This window comes from Citrobacter freundii complex sp. CFNIH2, from assembly GCF_002880615.1.
GTDB lineage: Bacteria > Pseudomonadota > Gammaproteobacteria > Enterobacterales > Enterobacteriaceae > Citrobacter_A > Citrobacter_A amalonaticus_F.
Window position 1 is genome coordinate 4,072,362 of the sequence record NZ_CP025757.1, and the last position, 18,224, is coordinate 4,090,585.

13 protein-coding genes and 1 tRNA gene are annotated in these 18,224 nt (G+C 54.2%); 7 read left to right on the top strand and 7 right to left on the bottom strand.

The features are described 5' to 3' along the window. The first annotated feature begins 105 nt into the window (after positions 1–105). From WM46_RS20005 to WM46_RS20015, 3 genes are all read left to right on the top strand, one after another. On the top strand, positions 106–318 hold the full coding sequence (locus WM46_RS20005; protein ID WP_061075882.1) for a DUF1471 domain-containing protein: 213 nt from the start codon (positions 106–108) through the stop codon (positions 316–318). A gap of 18 nt (positions 319–336) precedes the next feature. Continuing rightward, positions 337–1,434, top strand: a complete 1,098-nt coding sequence (locus WM46_RS20010) for an alkene reductase (protein ID WP_102603123.1) — start codon at positions 337–339, stop codon at positions 1,432–1,434. Positions 1,435–1,584: 150 nt separating this feature from the next. After that, complete coding sequence (locus WM46_RS20015; protein ID WP_102603124.1) at positions 1,585–2,076, top strand: GNAT family N-acetyltransferase; 492 nt, start codon at positions 1,585–1,587, stop codon at positions 2,074–2,076. Between the two features lie 79 nt (positions 2,077–2,155). On the opposite strand, the gene WM46_RS20020 is transcribed toward WM46_RS20015, so the two are convergent. Further along, a tRNA-Sec gene (locus WM46_RS20020) sits at positions 2,156–2,250 on the bottom strand. A gap of 289 nt (positions 2,251–2,539) precedes the next feature. Between WM46_RS20020 and WM46_RS20025 the strand changes: the two genes are divergently transcribed. Together WM46_RS20025 and yicI are read left to right on the top strand one after the other, a co-directional pair. After that, positions 2,540–3,922 carry a glycoside-pentoside-hexuronide family transporter gene (locus tag WM46_RS20025; RefSeq protein ID WP_102603125.1) on the top strand — a complete coding sequence of 461 codons (1,383 nt, stop codon included), beginning with the start codon at positions 2,540–2,542 and terminating at the stop codon, positions 3,920–3,922. Between the two features lie 12 nt (positions 3,923–3,934). Further along, complete coding sequence (gene yicI / locus WM46_RS20030; RefSeq protein ID WP_102603126.1) at positions 3,935–6,253, top strand: alpha-xylosidase; 2,319 nt, start codon at positions 3,935–3,937, stop codon at positions 6,251–6,253. On the opposite strand, the gene WM46_RS20035 is transcribed toward yicI, so the two are convergent. Next, positions 6,250–7,425, bottom strand: a complete 1,176-nt coding sequence (locus WM46_RS20035) for an MFS transporter (RefSeq protein WP_102603127.1) — start codon at positions 7,423–7,425, stop codon at positions 6,250–6,252. The two genes, yicI and WM46_RS20035, sit on opposite strands and share 4 nt — an antisense overlap. A 97-nt stretch (positions 7,426–7,522) precedes the next feature. Here WM46_RS20035 and WM46_RS20040 point away from each other — a divergent pair, with 97 nt between their 5' ends. Beyond that, complete coding sequence (locus tag WM46_RS20040) at positions 7,523–8,281, top strand: MurR/RpiR family transcriptional regulator (protein ID WP_061075888.1); 759 nt, start codon at positions 7,523–7,525, stop codon at positions 8,279–8,281. Here WM46_RS20040 and WM46_RS20045 read toward each other — a convergent pair. The 4 genes from WM46_RS20045 to xanP form a co-directional block, all read right to left on the bottom strand. Next, the gene (locus WM46_RS20045) at positions 8,265–9,644 is read right to left on the bottom strand and encodes a glycoside hydrolase (RefSeq protein WP_102603128.1); all 1,380 of its coding nucleotides are present in this window, start codon (positions 9,642–9,644) and stop codon (positions 8,265–8,267) included. The two genes, WM46_RS20040 and WM46_RS20045, sit on opposite strands and share 17 nt — an antisense overlap. Before the next feature lie 12 nt (positions 9,645–9,656). Further along, positions 9,657–11,219, bottom strand: a complete 1,563-nt coding sequence (locus tag WM46_RS20050; RefSeq protein ID WP_102603129.1) for a PTS transporter subunit EIIC — start codon at positions 11,217–11,219, stop codon at positions 9,657–9,659. A gap of 195 nt (positions 11,220–11,414) precedes the next feature. Further along, the gene (locus WM46_RS20055; protein WP_102603130.1) at positions 11,415–13,148 is read right to left on the bottom strand and encodes an AsmA family protein; all 1,734 of its coding nucleotides are present in this window, start codon (positions 13,146–13,148) and stop codon (positions 11,415–11,417) included. Positions 13,149–13,269: 121 nt separating this feature from the next. Continuing rightward, positions 13,270–14,661 (bottom strand): xanthine/proton symporter XanP, encoded by a 1,392-nt coding sequence (gene xanP, locus WM46_RS20060; protein ID WP_061075892.1) that lies wholly within the window; start codon positions 14,659–14,661, stop codon positions 13,270–13,272. Positions 14,662–14,890: 229 nt separating this feature from the next. On the opposite strand from xanP, the gene gltS reads away from it, so the two are divergent. After that, the gene (gene gltS / locus WM46_RS20065; RefSeq protein WP_061075893.1) at positions 14,891–16,096 is read left to right on the top strand and encodes a sodium/glutamate symporter; all 1,206 of its coding nucleotides are present in this window, start codon (positions 14,891–14,893) and stop codon (positions 16,094–16,096) included. Between the two features lie 45 nt (positions 16,097–16,141). On the opposite strand, the gene recG is transcribed toward gltS, so the two are convergent. Further along, a complete protein-coding gene (gene recG, locus WM46_RS20070) occupies positions 16,142–18,223 on the bottom strand; it encodes an ATP-dependent DNA helicase RecG (RefSeq protein ID WP_102603131.1) in 2,082 nt (693 codons plus the stop codon). Position 18,224 lies beyond the last annotated feature (1 nt).

Consider the following 18,224-nt stretch of genomic DNA (forward strand, 5'->3'; position numbering starts at 1 on the left):
AATAGTCTATTGCCATTTATATCATTTATGTCATTAGACCGTCAGCGTATTCTTCTCCCAACGCGTGATTCAACGCCAACCAATCAATTTACTCTGGGATTAAATATGAAAACCATTATCGCTATTTTCACCGCTTCTTTGTTCTCTGCTATGACCTTTAGCGCCTCTGCGCAGAGCGTTACGGCGTCTGGTACCACGCTAGATTCTGCTGAAGCAGTGATTGCGCAAAAAGCGAAAGAGATGAACGCCTCTGAATACAAAATCACCAGCGCTCGCATGGGTAATACCGTCACCATGAGTGCAGAACTGTATAAATAATCGCGAGGGGAACCCATTATGTTATTCGATCACTATGCGCTGAATGCCTTGCCGTTAAAAAACCGGATTGTTATGCCGCCGATGACGCGTTCTCGCGCCGGGGCAGGCGACGTTGCGACTGACATGATGGCGGACTATTACGCACAGCGTGCCAGCGCAGGCCTTATCATCAGCGAAGGCACGCAAATCAGCCAGCAGGGCCAGGGCTATGCCTGGACGCCGGGCATCTATTCCGATGCGCAGATAGCTGGCTGGAAAAAAGTCACTGACGCCGTACACAAGGCGGGCGGTAAAATCTTCGCTCAGCTGTGGCACGTCGGTCGTGTTTCACATACCGTTCTGCAGCCTGGCGGCGCGGCGCCGATCTCTTCTTCTGCCATTCAGGCGCCAGGAGTGAAGGTTTTTGTCGATGTGGAAGGGCGCGGCCCGGAAAATGGTGTCGGCGAGATGGTGCAGCATGACATGCCGCGCGCCCTGACGCTGGAAGAGATCCCGGCTATCGTCAATGACTATGCTCAGGCGGCGCGCAATGCTATCGCTGCAGGATTTGACGGCATTGAACTGCATGGGGCGAATGGCTATCTGATTAACCAGTTCATTGACTCACAGGCCAACCTGCGTAATGACGAATACGGCGGCTCGCTGCAAAACCGTCTGCGCTTTATGCGAGAAGTGGTGACGGCGGTCTCTGCGGCGATTGGTAAAGAGCGTGTAGGCATTCGTCTCGCCCCGCTGACCACGCTGATGGGGTCAAAAGATGATACGCCGGAAGCGACCTACCTGGCGGCGGCCAGCGTGCTGAACGAGCTGGGCATTGCCTATATTCATATCGCCGAAGCGGACTGGGAAGATGCGCCGGTTATGCCTGCCGCGTTCAAAGAAGCGCTGCGTATTATCTTCCACGGCACGCTGATTTACTCTGGTAAATACACCAAAGCGCGTGCTGAAAAGGCGCTGGCGAACGGCTGGGCCGATCTGATCGGTTTTGGTCGTCCGTTTATTGCCAACCCGGATCTGCCGCATCGCCTGAAAAATGACTTGCCGCTGAATGCGCCTATTAAAGAGACGTTCTTTGGTGGTGGGAAAGAAGGGTATCTGGATTACCCGGCTAGCTGATTTTCATGACACAGCGCGGCGAAGCCCGGCGAATAACATAACGCCGGGCTTTGTGCATCCCTTTCGTTTTCATGTGAATACCATCAGCGCAAACCGTGTTGTCCGCGGGTATGATGAGGCAGTCCAGTTGATTCAAGAAAAGGTAAACGCATGTCCACTCCGCTATTCCGTCAGGCTACGCCCGCCGATGTTAACCGCTGCTATGAAATTGAAACGCTCGCCTACGAAGGCGATGAAGCAGCAACCCGGGAAAAGATTGCCACCCGTATCCAGCGCTATCCGCAAGGATTTATGTGCATGGAGTTGAACGGCGAGGTGGCCGGTTTTATTAATGCCGGTTGCGCCTGGGAGGTGGTGATGTCTGATGAAGCATTTAAGGAGCTGGTCGGGCACGATCCGGATGCGCCCAATGCGGTGATTATGTCGGTGGTGGTGCATCCGGATTTTCAGGGGAAAGGTTATTCGTCATTGATGATGCGTGAGTTTGTGGCGCGGATGAAAGCGATGCACAAAAAGACGATTCACCTGATGTGCAAAGATCGCCATGTCGATCTCTATACCCACTTTGGCTATCGCTACGTCAAACCGTCTGCATCCGATCACGGCGGGATGGCGTGGCACGAGATGGTGATGGCATTGTAAGAGACGCGATGAAAACCGTGCGAAACATCATTTAGAAGGCGTTTTAGGCTTTTTGAAGCGGGAACAGGGCATAGGATTTTGGCGGAAGATCACAGGAGTCGAACCTGCCCGGGACCGCTGGCGGCCCCAACTGGATTTGAAGTCCAGCCGCCTCACCGGAGACGACGATCTTCCGCGCCTGCATTGCTACATGGAGGCGGGGCGCATTATAGCTACTTCCTGACGTTTCCACACCCCCTCACTGACTTTTTTAACTTCCCTTTCTTCTTACTATGATCGGTTTCATATAAATCCTCATAAATTCCTCTAGTTACATTTCCTCACATCTTCTGGCGCAACCGCGATCACAGAAAACAAGAATCGTAATTTGATAACGAGATATCGGAATATCCGTCGCCACCGCGAATGGTTTACAAAAACGGTAACCGGTACCAGTGCGCATGAGAGCGCGAAAGGATGCGTTATGACTATTCATATTTTGTCTGTTAAGGAAAAGATTGGCTACGGGATGGGCGACGCTGCCAGTCATATCATCTTTGATAACGTCATGCTGTATATGATGTTTTTTTATACCGATATTTTCGGCATCCCTGCCGGTTTTGTCGGCACCATGTTTTTACTGGCGCGCGCGCTGGACGCCATTTCAGACCCGTGCATGGGACTGTTGGCGGATCGCACGCGTTCCCGTTGGGGAAAATTCCGTCCGTGGGTGCTGTTTGGCGCGCTGCCGTTTGGCCTTGTTTGCGTTCTGGCATACAGCACGCCCGACCTCAGCCTGAACGGTAAGATGATTTACGCCGCGATCACCTATACGCTGCTGACGCTGCTTTATACCGTGGTGAATATCCCGTATTGCGCTTTGGGCGGGGTGATCACCAACGACCCAACGCAACGTATTTCCCTACAGTCCTGGCGCTTTGTGCTGGCGACGGCGGGCGGGATGCTCTCGACGGTACTGATGATGCCGCTGGTGAATCTCATTGGCGGCGATAACAAAGCGTTGGGGTTCCAGGGCGGGATTGCAGTGCTGTCGGTGGTGGCATTCCTGATGCTGGCGTTCTGCTTCTTCACGACCAAAGAGCGTGTAGAAGCGCCGCCGAGCACCACCTCAATGCGCGAAGATCTCCGCGATATCTGGCAAAACGACCAGTGGCGGATCGTGGGGCTGCTCACCATCCTCAATATCCTCGCCGTCTGCGTACGCGGTGGCGCGATGATGTATTACGTCACCTGGATTCTGGGAACACCGGAAGTATTCGTCGCCTTCCTCACCACCTACTGTGTCGGTAACCTGATTGGCTCCGCGCTGGCAAAACCCCTCACCGACTGGAAATGCAAAGTCAGTATCTTCTGGTGGACCAACGCAGCGCTGGCAGTGGTTAGCCTCGCGATGTTCTTTGTCCCGATGCAGGCCGACATCACCATGTTCGTCTTTATCTTCGTGATCGGCGTGTTGCACCAACTGGTGACGCCGATCCAGTGGGTGATGATGTCCGATACCGTCGATTATGGCGAATGGTGCAACGGTAAACGTCTTACCGGCATCAGTTTTGCGGGCACGCTGTTCGTGCTCAAGCTGGGTCTGGCGTTTGGTGGCGCGCTTATTGGCTGGATGCTGGCGGGTGGTGGCTACGACGCGGCCGCGAAAACCCAGAACAGTGCCACTATCAGCATCATTATTGCCCTGTTCACGATTGTCCCGGCCATCTGCTACCTGTTGAGCGCCGTGATTGCCAAACGCTTCTACACCCTGAAAACGCCTTACCTGAGAAAAATCCTCGACCAACTGGCACAGGGTGCGCGCCGCAATCAGCAAGAATTTACGCATAACGAATTTCAGAACTAAAGGAACAGAGTCATGAAGATTAGTGACGGAAACTGGCTGATTCAGCCTGGCCTTAATTTACTTCATCCGATCCAGGTGTTTGATGTTGAACAGCACGGTAACGAACTGGTGGTTTATGCCGCGCCGCGTGACGTCCGCGAGCGCACCTGGCAACTGGATACCCCGCTGTTTACGTTGCGTTTCTTTTCGCCGCAGGAAGGGGTTGTTGGCGTGCGCATGGAACACTTTCAGGGGGCGCTGGATAACGGTCCGCATTATCCACTCAACGTTTTACAGGACGTGAAGGTTGACATCCAAAACACCGCTGACGTGGCTGAGCTGAAAAGCGGTAACTTGAGCGTGCGCGTCACTAAAGGTGAGTTCTGGTCGCTGGATTTTCTACGTAATGGCGTGCGTATCACCGGCAGCCAACTGAAGAATAACGGCTATGTACAGGATAACAACACGCAGCGTAATTACATGTTCGAGCGCCTGGATCTGGGCGTCGGCGAAACGGTTTATGGCCTGGGTGAGCGCTTTACCGCACTGGTGCGTAATGGCCAGACGGTAGAAACCTGGAACCGCGACGGCGGCACCAGTACCGAACAGTCCTACAAGAATATTCCGTTCTACCTGACCAACCGTGGCTACGGCGTGCTGGTCAACCATCCACAGTGCGTCTCGTTCGAAGTCGGTTCGGAGAAAGTGTCGAAAGTACAGTTCAGCGTCGAGGGCGAATATCTTGAATATTTCGTGATCGACGGTCCGACGCCGAAAGAGGTGTTGAACCGCTATACTCGCCTCACGGGGCGCCCGGCGCTGCCGCCTGCCTGGTCGTTTGGCCTGTGGCTGACCACCTCGTTCACCACCAACTACGATGAAGCGACGGTAAACCGCTTTATCGACGGCATGGCCGAGCGCAATCTGCCGCTGCACGTCTTCCACTTCGACTGCTTCTGGATGAAGGCTTTTCAGTGGTGCGATTTCGAATGGGATCCGGTGACGTTTCCCGACCCGGAAGGAATGATTCGTCGGTTGAAGGAGAAAGGGCTGAAGGTCTGCGTATGGATCAACCCGTACATCGGGCAGAAATCGCCAGTTTTCAACGAGCTGAAAGAGAAAGGCTATCTGCTAAAACGTCCAGACGGTTCGCTGTGGCAGTGGGATAAATGGCAGCCGGGGCTGGCGATTTATGACTTCACCAATCCGCAGGCCTGTGAATGGTATGCCAACAAACTGAAAGGTCTGGTGGATATCGGCGTTGACTGCTTCAAGACCGACTTTGGCGAACGTATCCCCACCGATGTGCAATGGTTTGATGGCGCCGATCCGCAGAAAATGCACAATCATTATGCCTACATCTACAACGAACTGGTGTGGAATGTGCTGAAAGAGACCGTCGGCGAAAAAGAGGCGGTGCTGTTCGCCCGATCCGCATCGGTGGGGGCGCAGCAGTTCCCGGTGCACTGGGGCGGCGACTGCTACGCGAACTACGAGTCAATGGCGGAAAGCCTGCGTGGCGGCCTGTCTATCGGCTTGTCCGGTTTTGGCTTCTGGAGCCACGATATCGGCGGCTTCGAAAACACCGCACCTGCCCACGTTTATAAACGCTGGTGTGCGTTTGGTTTGCTCTCCAGCCACAGTCGCCTGCACGGCAGTAAATCCTATCGCGTGCCCTGGGCGTATGACGAGGAATCCTGCGATGTGGTGCGCTTCTTCACCGAGCAGAAGTGCCGCATGATGCCGTACCTGTACCGTGAAGCGGTTCGCGCGCACGAGCGGGGCACGCCGATGATGCGCGCCATGATGCTGGAGTTCCCGGACGATCCGGCCTGCGATTATCTCGATCGCCAGTATATGCTGGGGGATTCAGTGATGGTGGCGCCAGTGTTCTCGGAAACGGGGGATGTGCAGTTTTACCTGCCGGAAGGGCGCTGGACGCATCTGTGGCACAATGACGACGTGCAGGGCAGTCGCTGGTACAAACAGCAGCATGACTTCCTGAGTCTGCCAGTGTATGTGCGTGGCAACACCCTGTTGGCGCTGGGCAGCAATAATCAGAAACCCGATTACGCATGGAACGAAGGCACTGCCTTCCAGTTGTTCGCTCTCGAGGAGGGACGTGAAGCCGTGTGCGAAGTCCCTGCCGCTGACGGTTCAGTGATCTTTACGCTGACTGCTAAGCGCAATGGCAACACCCTCACCGTGACGGGCAAGGGTGATGCGCGCGACTGGACGTTGTGCCTGCGTAACATCGCGCAGATTAGCGGTATTCGCGGCGCTTCACACCGGGGAAGCGAACTGGGCGTGGTGGTGACGCCGCAAAGTCATGAGATCGTCATTTCACTTTAAGCTGATGTACCGAGGGGGCGGAGATTCAGCCGCCCCCACAGCGCCAGCAGCAGATACAACGCGACCGGTAACAGAAAGCTGAACCGGAGGTTGAGTCCGTCAATGCAGGCCGCCTGCAGTAAGGGAATAACCGCACCGCCAATCCCGGCCATCACCATTGCGGCGGCAGAAATATTGGCGATCGCCGGATTTTTGTTGATGGTGTGCCCGAAGATAATCGGATAGAGAATTGAGTTCCCCAAGCCGGTCAGGATAAGCAGATAACCGCCGGTGGTATTGTTCAGCCATATCGCCATGATCACCGCCGTTGCGCAGGCCAGCGTCGCCATCAGAAACGGCGTGTAATTGCCTGTTTTGTCGGCGAGAAAACCATAAAGAAAGCGACCCGCCAGTGCGCCTCCCCAGTAAAAAGAGACCAGCGACATCGCAACAGTGGTGCTCCAGCCGCTGATGGTGATGAGATATTTTACCAGACTGGTCGCAAGGCTCACTTCGACGCCGACATAGATAAAAATCGCCGCCACGCTGAATAACAGTTCTCTGTTCTTCCAGGCGTTATGCGTCCCCGACGCGGCTTTTTCCGGGCGCGCCACATCCGGCAGGCGGATCCAGAAAACCCCGGCAATCAATGCCAGCGAAAAGCAGGAGAGGCAAAGCCAGAGCGCACTGATGGGTTCTTCGCGCGCCAGGATATCGATGGGGGAAAACGCCAGGAGTAGCGCAACCAGCATGGGGGCCAGCGTGGTTCCCAGCGAATTAACCGCAGAGGCCAGGCACAGATTGCCAATTCGTTTGTGCGGTGCGCTGAGCAACGTCAGATAAGGATTAGCGACAACCTGCATCGCCGCCACGCCCGTCGCCACGACAAACATCGCCAGCAGCGACAGGGCGAAGGAATCCAGCCGCAGCGCCAGAGTGAACAGCAGGCATCCCGCAACCGACAACGTTAACGACAGCAGTAACACCTTACGGTACCCCTGGCGTTCAATCAGCATTGAACAGGGCAGGCAGGTCAGAAAAGGCGCCACGTAAAAAATAACGGTAATGAAAATAGACTGCGACCATGACAGATGAAAATACTGATAGAAAAAGATGATCAGCACGCTGTTGATGGCGGTTATATTTCCCCATAAGAAAAATATCATGGCGAGTAATGTCAGATTTTTATTCATTTCTTTTTTTAATATGAAATTGTGATGAAGTGACCTGTTGCACAGACCGTTTACTTAAAAAAATGATAAATTTATTCTGCACTCACAGGAGCAGAAAATGGAACTGGAAAATGTATTTCGTGATGTAAAATTAAGTAAGACAGAAGTTACCGTACTGCGCTTTATTCAGAATAATCCAGAGCAATGCATTCGTGAGGGTATCCGCACCGTCGCGGAGCACTGTTACAGCAACCCGTCATCGCTGGTCCGGCTGGCGAAAAAGCTCAAGTTTAGCGGTTGGCTGGAGCTGGTGTATTTCATTAAATTTAATATCACAATGCCAAAGCTTGATGTGACCAATGATATTAACTTTATGAATGTTCAGCCAACCGAAAACCTGGCGTTGCTATTAAATCGTCTGCAGCACGACCGTATTCTTATTCATGGCAGCGGTTTCTCTCAACTGATTGCACAATATATTTATAATAAATTCCTGGTGATTGGCGTGAATGCCAGTCTGGCGCTCTGGCCGGACTACGAAATACTGGAACAAAAAACGGCTGCAAAATTCGATTCTATCTGGCTGGTGTCTAAATCTGGTCGCAGCAGTTCGGCATTAAATTGGGTCAAGGCGCTGGAAGGAAAAAATACCGACCTTGTCTGCTTTACCGGTGACTACCAAAGTCCGCTGGCCCAGGCGGCGAACACCGCCGTCATCATTCACGATCCGCAGAAGTTTGATGATGATATCTACTGGAGCAACCCTTTCTTTGGTTACTGCATCCTGGGATTCGAACATCTGCTGAAGCTCTGGTTTTTGCAAAACCCGGGCGGGGCGCCAGTCGACGCCCCGGGGACGATCATTTCCAGTCGCTAAACTGTGCTTCGTCGAGATACTCGCCAACCAACTGTTCGGCCAACGACCAGGAGCCAATCAGCGGATGCGCCATTAATGCGCGGATTGCCAGAAACTTATCTTTGTGCATGATGGCGTCCACTGCCAGACGTTCATACTCTTTCACGCAGGCGATCATGTTTTTCTGCGCGTCCGGTACGTGGATCGGCGTCACCGGTTTCAGCCCCTCTTTGCTCAGATCACAGCTGATCTCAATGACATCATCCGGGCGTAAGAAATCCAGCGTGCCATTGTTTTGCAGTGAGACAACGATGCGTTTGCTGGTGGCGCTGTTCACGGCTTCGAGAATATCCAGCGCCACCCCGGCGTAACCGCCGCTATCCGGTTCTTCAATAAACTGTTGCAGCGTTAGCGGCGTGCGGGTATTGAATTTTTCCTGATGTGACTCACTCTGCATATAGCTATTTTCGCGGCGCAGATAGTGTTTCATCCAGATATCAAATGCGGCTTCCGGGTTTGCCTGCGCATCCACGTTCTGCAGTTCCTCGCGCATTTCCTTGTTGATCCGCGCGATGGTTTCACCGCGCGTTTCCGGCGCATCCTGAATCGCCTTCAGCGCCACTTCGCGATAGTAGTAGTAATAGAGATATTCATTCAGCAATTGCTTGTCGCAAAGCTGAACCAGCACCGGTGAGAAGTATTGCATCGCCGTTTTGCTGTACAGTTCCGGGTTGCTCACCAGTTTGTCGGTGACGTCCTCACCTTTCACTGTGAAATGGGTAAACCAGGAGAAATGGTTCAGGCCATAGCATTCCACCTTTAGATCCGCTTCGTCGCAGTTGAGAATGGCAGGCAACTCGCGAATCAGCTCTGATGGCGCATCGCAAATGCCGTAAACCCGACGTTTAAACCCGGACTTAATGATCGCCTCGGTAACCAGTCCGGATGGGTTCGTAAAGTTGAACAGAATGGCATCGGGTGCGGCATGCTCTTCAATCAGACGGCAGTAATTGAGAATGGCGGGAATTGAGCGCATCGCCATCGCAAAACCGCCCGCGCCGGTGGTTTCCTGACCTAATGTGTTATGGTTCAGCGCGATACGTTCATCGCGCACGCGGCTTTCATCGCCGCCGACGCGTAGCGTGGTGATGACATAATTACTGTTCTTTAAAGCGGATACCGGATCTGTCGTCAGGCTGAAACGAATATCAGGTCGAATCGTGGCAAAAACATAACGGGCGATTTCGCCGAAAATTTTCAGGTTCTCTTCTGCGTTATCGAGGAATACCACCTCTTGTAAACCAATACGATGCGCATTATAGGCCAGAGATTTTGCCAGGAACGCGGAACGAACGCCGCCCCCGCCTAATACGGTTAATTTCATAACAACTCCTGATTAATTATTTGCCAGCCAGTTATCTACCCGGGATCGAACCTGTCCAACCCTCACACCGTAAATAACCTGAACTTCATTTTGATTACGCACTACGCCATTGGCGCCGGTACTTTTTAATAAGGCTTCATCAATTTTGTCGGGATGATGGAGCGCGACGCGTAATCGGGTAAAACAGTTATCAACAGAAATAATGTTCTCTTTGCCGCCTAAACCCTTAATGATCTCATCGGCGACAGCCTGACCTGCATTGGCCTTTTTATTGCGATAATCTTCTTTGCTGTAGAGTTTCACTTCGCCGTCATCTTCGCGCCCTGGTGTTTTCAGGTTCAGCCTGATGACCAGCGTACGGAAAATGACGTAGTACGCAGCGAATTGCCCGATACCGATCAGAACGTATAGCGGCCAGCGGGTGAGGGCTGCCGGCAGCGGCAGGTTATATATCAGAAACTCAATGAGTCCGGACGCGCCCCATGGACGAACCGTCAGCAGATCGCAAATCGCCTGAGAGGCGGCGGTCAGCGTGGCGTGAATCAGCCACAACAGCGGTGAAATAAATAAGAACGTAAATTCAATCGGTTCGGTAATTCCGGTCAGAATAGAGGTAATAATAGCGGGCAACAGGATCGCCTTCGCCATCATTTTCTTCTCCGGCGTGGCGGTGTGGTAGAACGCCAGCGCCGCACCGGAGAGACCAAAGATTGTCGTCATGCCCTGCTGGGAAAAGCGCAGGGCTTCGTTCATCACCGGGGTGAGATCCGGATGGCGCATATAGGCCAGGAAGATGGCCTGCGTCCCGGACACCACCTGCCCGTCAACGCTCAGGGTGCCGCCAATCTGGGTCAACTGGAAGGGAGACCAGACAAAGTGGTGCAGCCCTGTTGGGATCAGGAATTTTTCAAAGAAGCCGTACACGAAGACGCCTGCCACACCGGCGTTTTTCATGAAACTGGTTAATGCCGCGATGCCGTGTGTGATGAACGGCCAGAACCAGGTAAAGGCAATGGCGTAAAAAAGGATCACCGGCGTCATGGCGATTAAAGTCAGTTTTGCTCCGCCGTACATCGAGAGTGCGCCCGGCAGCTCTATTTCAGAGACTTTATTATGGACCCAGGCAATGGTGCAGCCGAGAATAATCCCTAAAAAGATCCCCATGTCGACAACGACAAAGCCTAAAATTTGCGTTTGTCCGGTGCCATAATATTCGCCATTGACCTTTTCAGCGATGCCGTGAGTATATTCCAGCCAGGAGTGATTGGCGCCTAAAAACATAATAAAGCACATGACGGCAACCAGCGCGACTTCGGTTTTTTTATCTTTCGCCAGACCATAGCTGATGCCGACACAGAAAAGCAGTCCCAGGTTGCCAAATAATGGCCAGAAGGTATCACCGAGGAGTTGACCTATTTGATGTAAAAAGCTGGTTTCGGAAATAAGCGTCGGGTTAGTTAATATTGAGCTTAATGCCAGAATTAAGCCAATAACAGGTAAGAACAAGACCGCCCCGATCATTGCTCTGGAGAATCTTTGCATATCCGCCAGAATACGTTGACGTATTACAGACATGGCTATTCCTTTATTTTATGTAGGGTGTTTGTAATTATTAAATAAGACTTCCAACATCATCGTTATAACAACTCTCGGTGGGGATGAAAACCTGTTGCGGAAAATAGGCACAAATAGCCGATAAATGAATACCTGTTTCGTTTTCAGACAGAGAACGCTCCCGGATCGAGGATATCCGGGAGCGTTAAGAGGAGATTATGGCGTAACGGGCGCGGGGGAGACGGGGGCTGGTTCGGTTGACGTCACTTCACCTGCGGAAATAACTCCAGCCTGCATGGTTTGCGTGACCTGCTGTTTATTCGCATTCACGGCGTGCAATTGTCCATTCACTGTGGGTTTGAGCGGCGCGTCTGCCTGCACCGTTCCGCTGGCTGTCAGCTGGATATTACCGTCACCGGCGATCGGTAGTACCGGCCATCCCCATTGCTGTAGAACGTTCACCGGGACGCCGCGGCCATTCAGGCTGACCTGCGTCTGACGCGGCGGTAACTGTGACACGCTGGCGGTCGCTTCCAGAATCCCTCTTTCCGTAAAGGCGCTCAGTTCGCTGATGTTCACCGTGTTAGCGTTGGCGGCTAAAGACAAAGAGGGGCGGCGCACGTCAACGCGGTTGAAGGTGGCAGCGGCGGCATTCAGGGTCGCGTTTCCGCTCCAGACGCCCCATTTCTGGTTCTGGACCAGCCCCAGATTTGCGCCATAACCATCCAGCGCGGTCAACTGCCACGGGAATGTCGGGTCGATATCAATCACCAGGTTGCGGCTGGCAGTAAATTTCTTCAGCGTCAGGCTGTTCAGCCATGCCGGCAGCGGTTGCATCCAGCGCTGTTTCCAGTTTTCCGGCAGGGTGTACTCTATGCCCGCGATAGCGGCGTCATCGAGGACAAGGGCTTTACCTTGCCGCAGCCAGTTGCCGGAAGTCCTGACCATGCCGCCTTCCCAGCGGGTAGTGAACTGGCGCAGCGCGATACCTTGCGGCGAAAACTCGGCATTCAGAATAGGGTCGAACAGATGCAACGAGCCAAAAATGAACTCACTGGCATTCATCGACAGTTTTCCTTCCTGCGTCTGCCAGTCGTCTTTGCTGAAAGTCAGATTGCGCAAGCTAAGGTCAAGGTCGGTGACCGCCCAGTCCGGCCCCTGAAGGCGCGCGTCAGTGACCTCAAGGCGATTAATCTGTAGCGATGGAATGGTGTTAAGCGGCGCGAAAAAGTCGGCCAGCGATTTATCGCTTTGCAGTCGGATGTCGTTCAGCCGCAGATTCTCCACCATCCAACTGCCATCAGCATGGCGTTTTGCCACACCGGTTAAGGCACCGCGCGCGATATCAGCGCCGATAGTGCTTAATGTCACCTGTTCGTTATCGATACTGCCTTCAATCAGGACGTTGGCAGCAGGAACGTCATTTAGTGTCAGAGAACCCGCGCTGAGCTGAATCTGCGCTTTGCTACCGAGCACTTTACCGGCTTCGGGCAGCCAGGGAATGATGCCGCCATTTACCCGCTGAGCGCTCAGATCCCACTCGCTGCCCGGGCTATTAAACGCCATATCCTGCAACTGCAGGCGGTCGGCCTGGAAGGGGAGCGGCGCCGTCTGAGGCGAAATATTCAGGGTACCGTTTTGCAGCAGGATCGTATCGACATGCCGCGGATGCGTCAGTTGGCGAGTGCTCAGGCCAATATCGACCGCTTTTGCCACGAGCGTGGCTGGTTGACCGTCACGCCCAAAGGTGACGTTTTTCAGCAGGATATGTGAAGGAGAGGAAAAACGATGATCCATCGCCTCAAAGGATAACTGATAGTCGCTGTGCTCCGATATCCAGGCGCTGATGTGTTCTGCGCCCCAGCGCGTTTGCAGCAGGAAATAGAGGCCGAGAATCACCACCAGAAGGGCGATCAGCACGTAGAGAATCAGCTTTCCAATAAATTTCATGGTCTTCCATCCTGCGAAGGGCACATAGTTGAGTTATGCACGATTTACGCGCAATCCTCAAGGCAGGAATCGTGAAAGAGTATGATAGCGACGGTGAATTTGAATCACCGTCGCATTACGTTTACTGCTTTTCAGGTGGGAAAATCAGGTTCAGTACGATAGCGGTGATACCGCCCGCAGCAATGCCGGAAGAGAGCAGGTTTTTCACCCAGTCAGGCGCGAACTGTAGGATCAGCGGCTGCTGAGAGACGCCAAGACCGACAGCCAGCGACAGCGCAATAATCAGGATCGCGCGGCGGTTCAGGGGTTCGCGGGAAACAATGCGCACGCCAGACGCCGCGATAGTTCCGAACATGACGAGCGTCGCCCCGCCAAGCACTGGCTCAGGGATATGCTGCACAAAGCCGCTCACCGCCGGGAACAGACCGAGTACGATCAGCATCAGCGCAACCACAAAGCCAACGTAACGGCTGGCCACGCCGGTTAACTGAATGACCCCGTTGTTCTGCCCGAAACAGGAGTTCGGGAAGGTGTTAAAGACCGCAGAGACGAAGGAGTTCAGGCCGTTCGCCAGCACACCGCCCTTCAGACGTTTCATGTACAGCGGGCCAGAAACGGGCTGTTCGGAAACGTCGGACGTTGCAGTGATATCGCCGATGGTTTCCAGCGAGGTAATCATAAACACCAGCATCAACGGCAGCAGAAGGTTCCAGTCAATGCCCAGCCCATAGTACAACGGCGTCGGCACCATGATCAGTTCCTGGGAGGCTGGCGCGTTGTTTTCCGGCAGCATGCCCATAAACCATGCCAGCGCATAGCCCGCCGCCATAGCGATAACCAGTGAAGCCACGCGCAGATACGGGTTACGTTGACGGTTTAGCAGAATAATCAGCAACAGTACAACGCCTGCCAGCATCAGATTCTTGGGTGCGCCGAACGTGTTGTCGCTCATCGCGGCATAACCACCGCCGATGGACGTCAGCCCCACCTGAATTAGCGACAGACCGATAATCATCACCACCACGCCCGAGACCAGCGGGGTGATGATACGACGCGCGAGATGCAGGATCCGGGAGAGCACCATCTCCGTGCAACTGGCCAGCATCAGGGTGCCAAACAGCGCCGCCATCATGGTGGGGACGTCTGCGCCGCCGGTTTTCAGTGCGGTGCCGCCCATAATCAGCGGTGCCACGAAGTTAAAACTGGTGCCCTGAATCGATAACAACCCTGAACCCACCGGACCCCACGCTTTAATCTGAATAATGGAGGCCACGCCAGAGGCGAACAGCGACATACTGATAATGTGTTGCGTATCCTGAGCCGGTAACCCCAGCGCCTGACAGATGAGCAGCGCTGGCGTAATGACCGCAACGAACATCGCCAACAGATGCTGACAGGCGGCAAACAGGGTTTGCGGAAGCGGCGGGCGATCTTCAAGACGATAAATCAGTTCGCTGTTTTGAGTCTGCGCAACCGGTTGCGCATTTTCCGACTCGAGGGTGTTAACAGACATCAATGATAATCCCGTGGTGACAAAGCGGGCATTTTATCTGACCAGATGGTAAAAGCAAACGTTTGCGAGTGGGTATTCTTAATATTTAAAATAGATAAAATCACATTTTTATATAACTTTTCCCTCTTTTCTGCTTAAAATCCATGCCGAATTACTACTAAAAGCTAAAAATATCCGCAGGAATAAGACATCGTGCGTAACTGATTCAGACGTACTCAAGGAGCTTTGTATGTTTCAACTCGATACCTTATCAACCCTCGTTGCTGCAACGCTGACGTTGCTGTTGGGACGAAAACTGGTTCATTCAGTCTCCTTCCTCAAGAAATACACGATTCCAGAACCCGTTGCCGGCGGGTTGTTGGTGGCGCTGGCCCTGTTAGTACTGAAAAAGAGCATGGGCTGGGAAGTGAACTTTGATATGACGTTACGCGATCCGCTGATGCTGGCGTTTTTCGCTACCATCGGTTTAAACGCCAACATCGCCAGCCTACGGGCAGGCGGTCGCGTGGTGGGCATTTTCCTGATCGTCGTCGTGGGATTGCTGCTGATGCAAAACGCCATCGGCATTGGGATGGCCAGCCTGCTGGGACTTGATCCGCTGATGGGGCTGATTGCCGGCTCGATCACGCTGTCTGGCGGCCACGGTACCGGCGCCGCCTGGAGCAAGCTGTTTATCGAACGCTACGGCTTTGCTAACGCCACGGAAGTGGCGATGGCGTGCGCGACGTTTGGTTTGATCCTCGGCGGTCTGATTGGCGGGCCTGTTGCGCGTTACCTGGTCAAGCACTCGACGACGCCGGACGGCATGCCTGACGACCTGGCGGTACCCACCGCGTTTGAAAAGCCGGACGTCGGGCGGATGATCACTTCTCTGGTGCTGATCGAAACCATTGCGCTTATCGCTATCTGTCTGACCGTAGGTCGGATTGTTGCGCAACTGTTGGCGGGAACGGTGTTTGAGCTGCCTACGTTTGTCTGCGTGCTGTTTGTCGGCGTGATTGTCAGTAACGGCCTGGCGGCGGTGGGCTTTTATCGCGTCTTTGAGCGCGCGGTGTCCGTTCTCGGGAACGTTAGCCTGTCGCTGTTTCTGGCCATGGCGCTGATGAGTCTGAAGCTGTGGGAACTGGCTTCGCTGGCCCTGCCGATGCTGGCAATCCTGGTGGTGCAGTCCATCTTTATGGCGCTGTACGCGATAGTGGTGACCTGGCGGATGATGGGCAAAAACTACGATGCAGCCGTGCTGGCGGCGGGCCATTGCGGGTTTGGTCTGGGGGCGACGCCGACGGCAATCGCCAACATGCAGGCAATTACCGAGCGGTTCGGACCTTCACATATGGCCTTTCTGGTGGTTCCGATGGTCGGTGCGTTTTTCATCGATATCGTCAACGCGCTGGTAATTAAGCTGTATCTGCTGTTGCCTATTTTTGCGCAATAACGTGAAGATGCGGTGGTGATGAACCACCGCGCTTTTGCATCGCCATCAGGCGTTAGAATAGCGTTCTGTTTCCGGCATCCAGCGCTCGATTAACGCTTTTGCCTCTTGGGGGTAACGTTCATGAATGTGACGTGCGATACGCTGAACTTCCGGAATAATGGCCTGATCGCGCAGTAAATCCGCTACCTTAAACTCTGCATTCCCCGTCTGCCGCGTACCCAGCAATTCACCGGGTCCGCGAATTTCGAGATCTTTTTGCGCAATCACAAAGCCATCGCTGCTGTCGCGTAACACCTGCAGGCGTTTCTGCGCCGTTTTTGATAACGGCGACTTGTAGAGCAGTACGCAGTGCGACGCCACCGCGCCACGCCCGACACGTCCACGTAGCTGGTGTAACTGTGCTAAACCGAGACGTTCCGGATTTTCGATGATCATCAGACTGGCATTAAGGACATCCACACCGACTTCAATCACCGTGGTGGCGACAAGCAGGTGCAGTTCGCCCTGTTTAAACGCCGCCATCACCGCCTGTTTTTCGGCAGGCTTCATGCGCCCGTGGACCAGGCCGACGTTCAGTTCTGGTAGCGCGAGTTTTAACTCTTCCCACGTGGCTTCTGCGGCCTGCGCTTCTAACAGGTCAGATTCTTCAATCAGCGTACAGACCCAGTAGGCCTGGCGGCTTTCCTGCGTACAGGCGTTGCGCACGCGGTCAATAATATCGCTGCGGCGCGTATCCGGAATGGCAACCGTTGTGACGGGAGTGCGTCCGGGGGGCAGTTCGTCAATGACGGAGGTATCGAGATCTGCGTAGGCGGTCATCGCCAGCGTCCGAGGAATAGGCGTAGCGGTCATGATCAACTGATGCGGATGGAAACCCTGCTGCTGGCCTTTTTCCCACAGCGCGAGGCGCTGATGCACGCCAAAACGGTGCTGCTCGTCGATAATGACCAGCGCAAGGCCATTGAACTGCACCTGTTCCTGGAAGATCGCGTGCGTTCCTACCACCATTTGTACCTGTCCGCTGGCAATCGCGTCCTGTTGCGCCAGACGCGCTTTGCCTTTCTGCTTGCCCGCCAGCCAGCCGACTTCGACACCCAGCGGGGCAAACCAGTTACGGAAGTTATTGGCATGCTGCTCCGCCAGTAGCTCGGTCGGGGCCATCAGCGCGACCTGTTTTCCATGCGCAATCGCCCGCAGGGCGGCGAGCGCGGCAACCAGCGTTTTACCGGAGCCGACGTCACCCTGCACCAGACGCATCATCGGAATATCAAGCGCCATATCGTGCTCGATTTCCGCTACCACGCGGGCTTGTGCGCCGGTCGGCTTAAAGGGGAGCGAGGCTAACAGTTGATTTTTCAGCGTGTCATTGGCGCTCAGCGGTTGGGCATGAAAGCGCTGCGCACCCGCACGAAGCGCCAGCATGCTCAGGTTATGCGCCAGCAGCTCTTCCAGGATCAGACGACGCTGTGCCGGGTGTCGGCCGGTCTCGAGATCGCTTAACTGCAGCGTCGGCGGTGGGCGATGCAGCGTGCGGAGTGCTTCAGGCAAGCTGAGCATGCCCTGCAACAATTCCGGCGGTAAGAGTTCGGCAATGGCGCAGGTGTCCAGCAGATCCAGCGCCTGATCGGTGAGCTTGCGCAGTGTTGCCTGTTTGATGCCTTCGGTAGTGGGATAAACCGGGGTGAGGGTTTCCTGCAACTCTGGTGTACTGAGATCGCCCTGAACACGGTATTCCGGGTGGATCATCTCTGCGCCGTACTTCCCGCGCTTCGCTTCACCATAAGCCAGTACGCGCCGTCCGGTTGCGAGACTGTTTTTCATCGCCGCGCTGAAGTTGAAAAAGCGCATTGTCAGGATGCCGGAACCGTCGCTGATCTGACAGGTCATCATCCGACGCCCCCCGAAGGTGATGTTGCAGTTCAGTACTTCCCCTTCGACAGTGGCGTAAAAGCCTGGCAGCAGTTCGCCAATGGGATAGAGTTGGGTGCGGTCTTCATAACGCAGAGGAAGGTGTAACAGCAGGTCCTGCACGGTGTGCAGACCAATTTTCGCCAGTTTGCTGCTTTGCGCTGCGCCAACGCCCGTTAGTGAACTGAGCGGGACAGCATCTAACAGGCGCCCACTCATG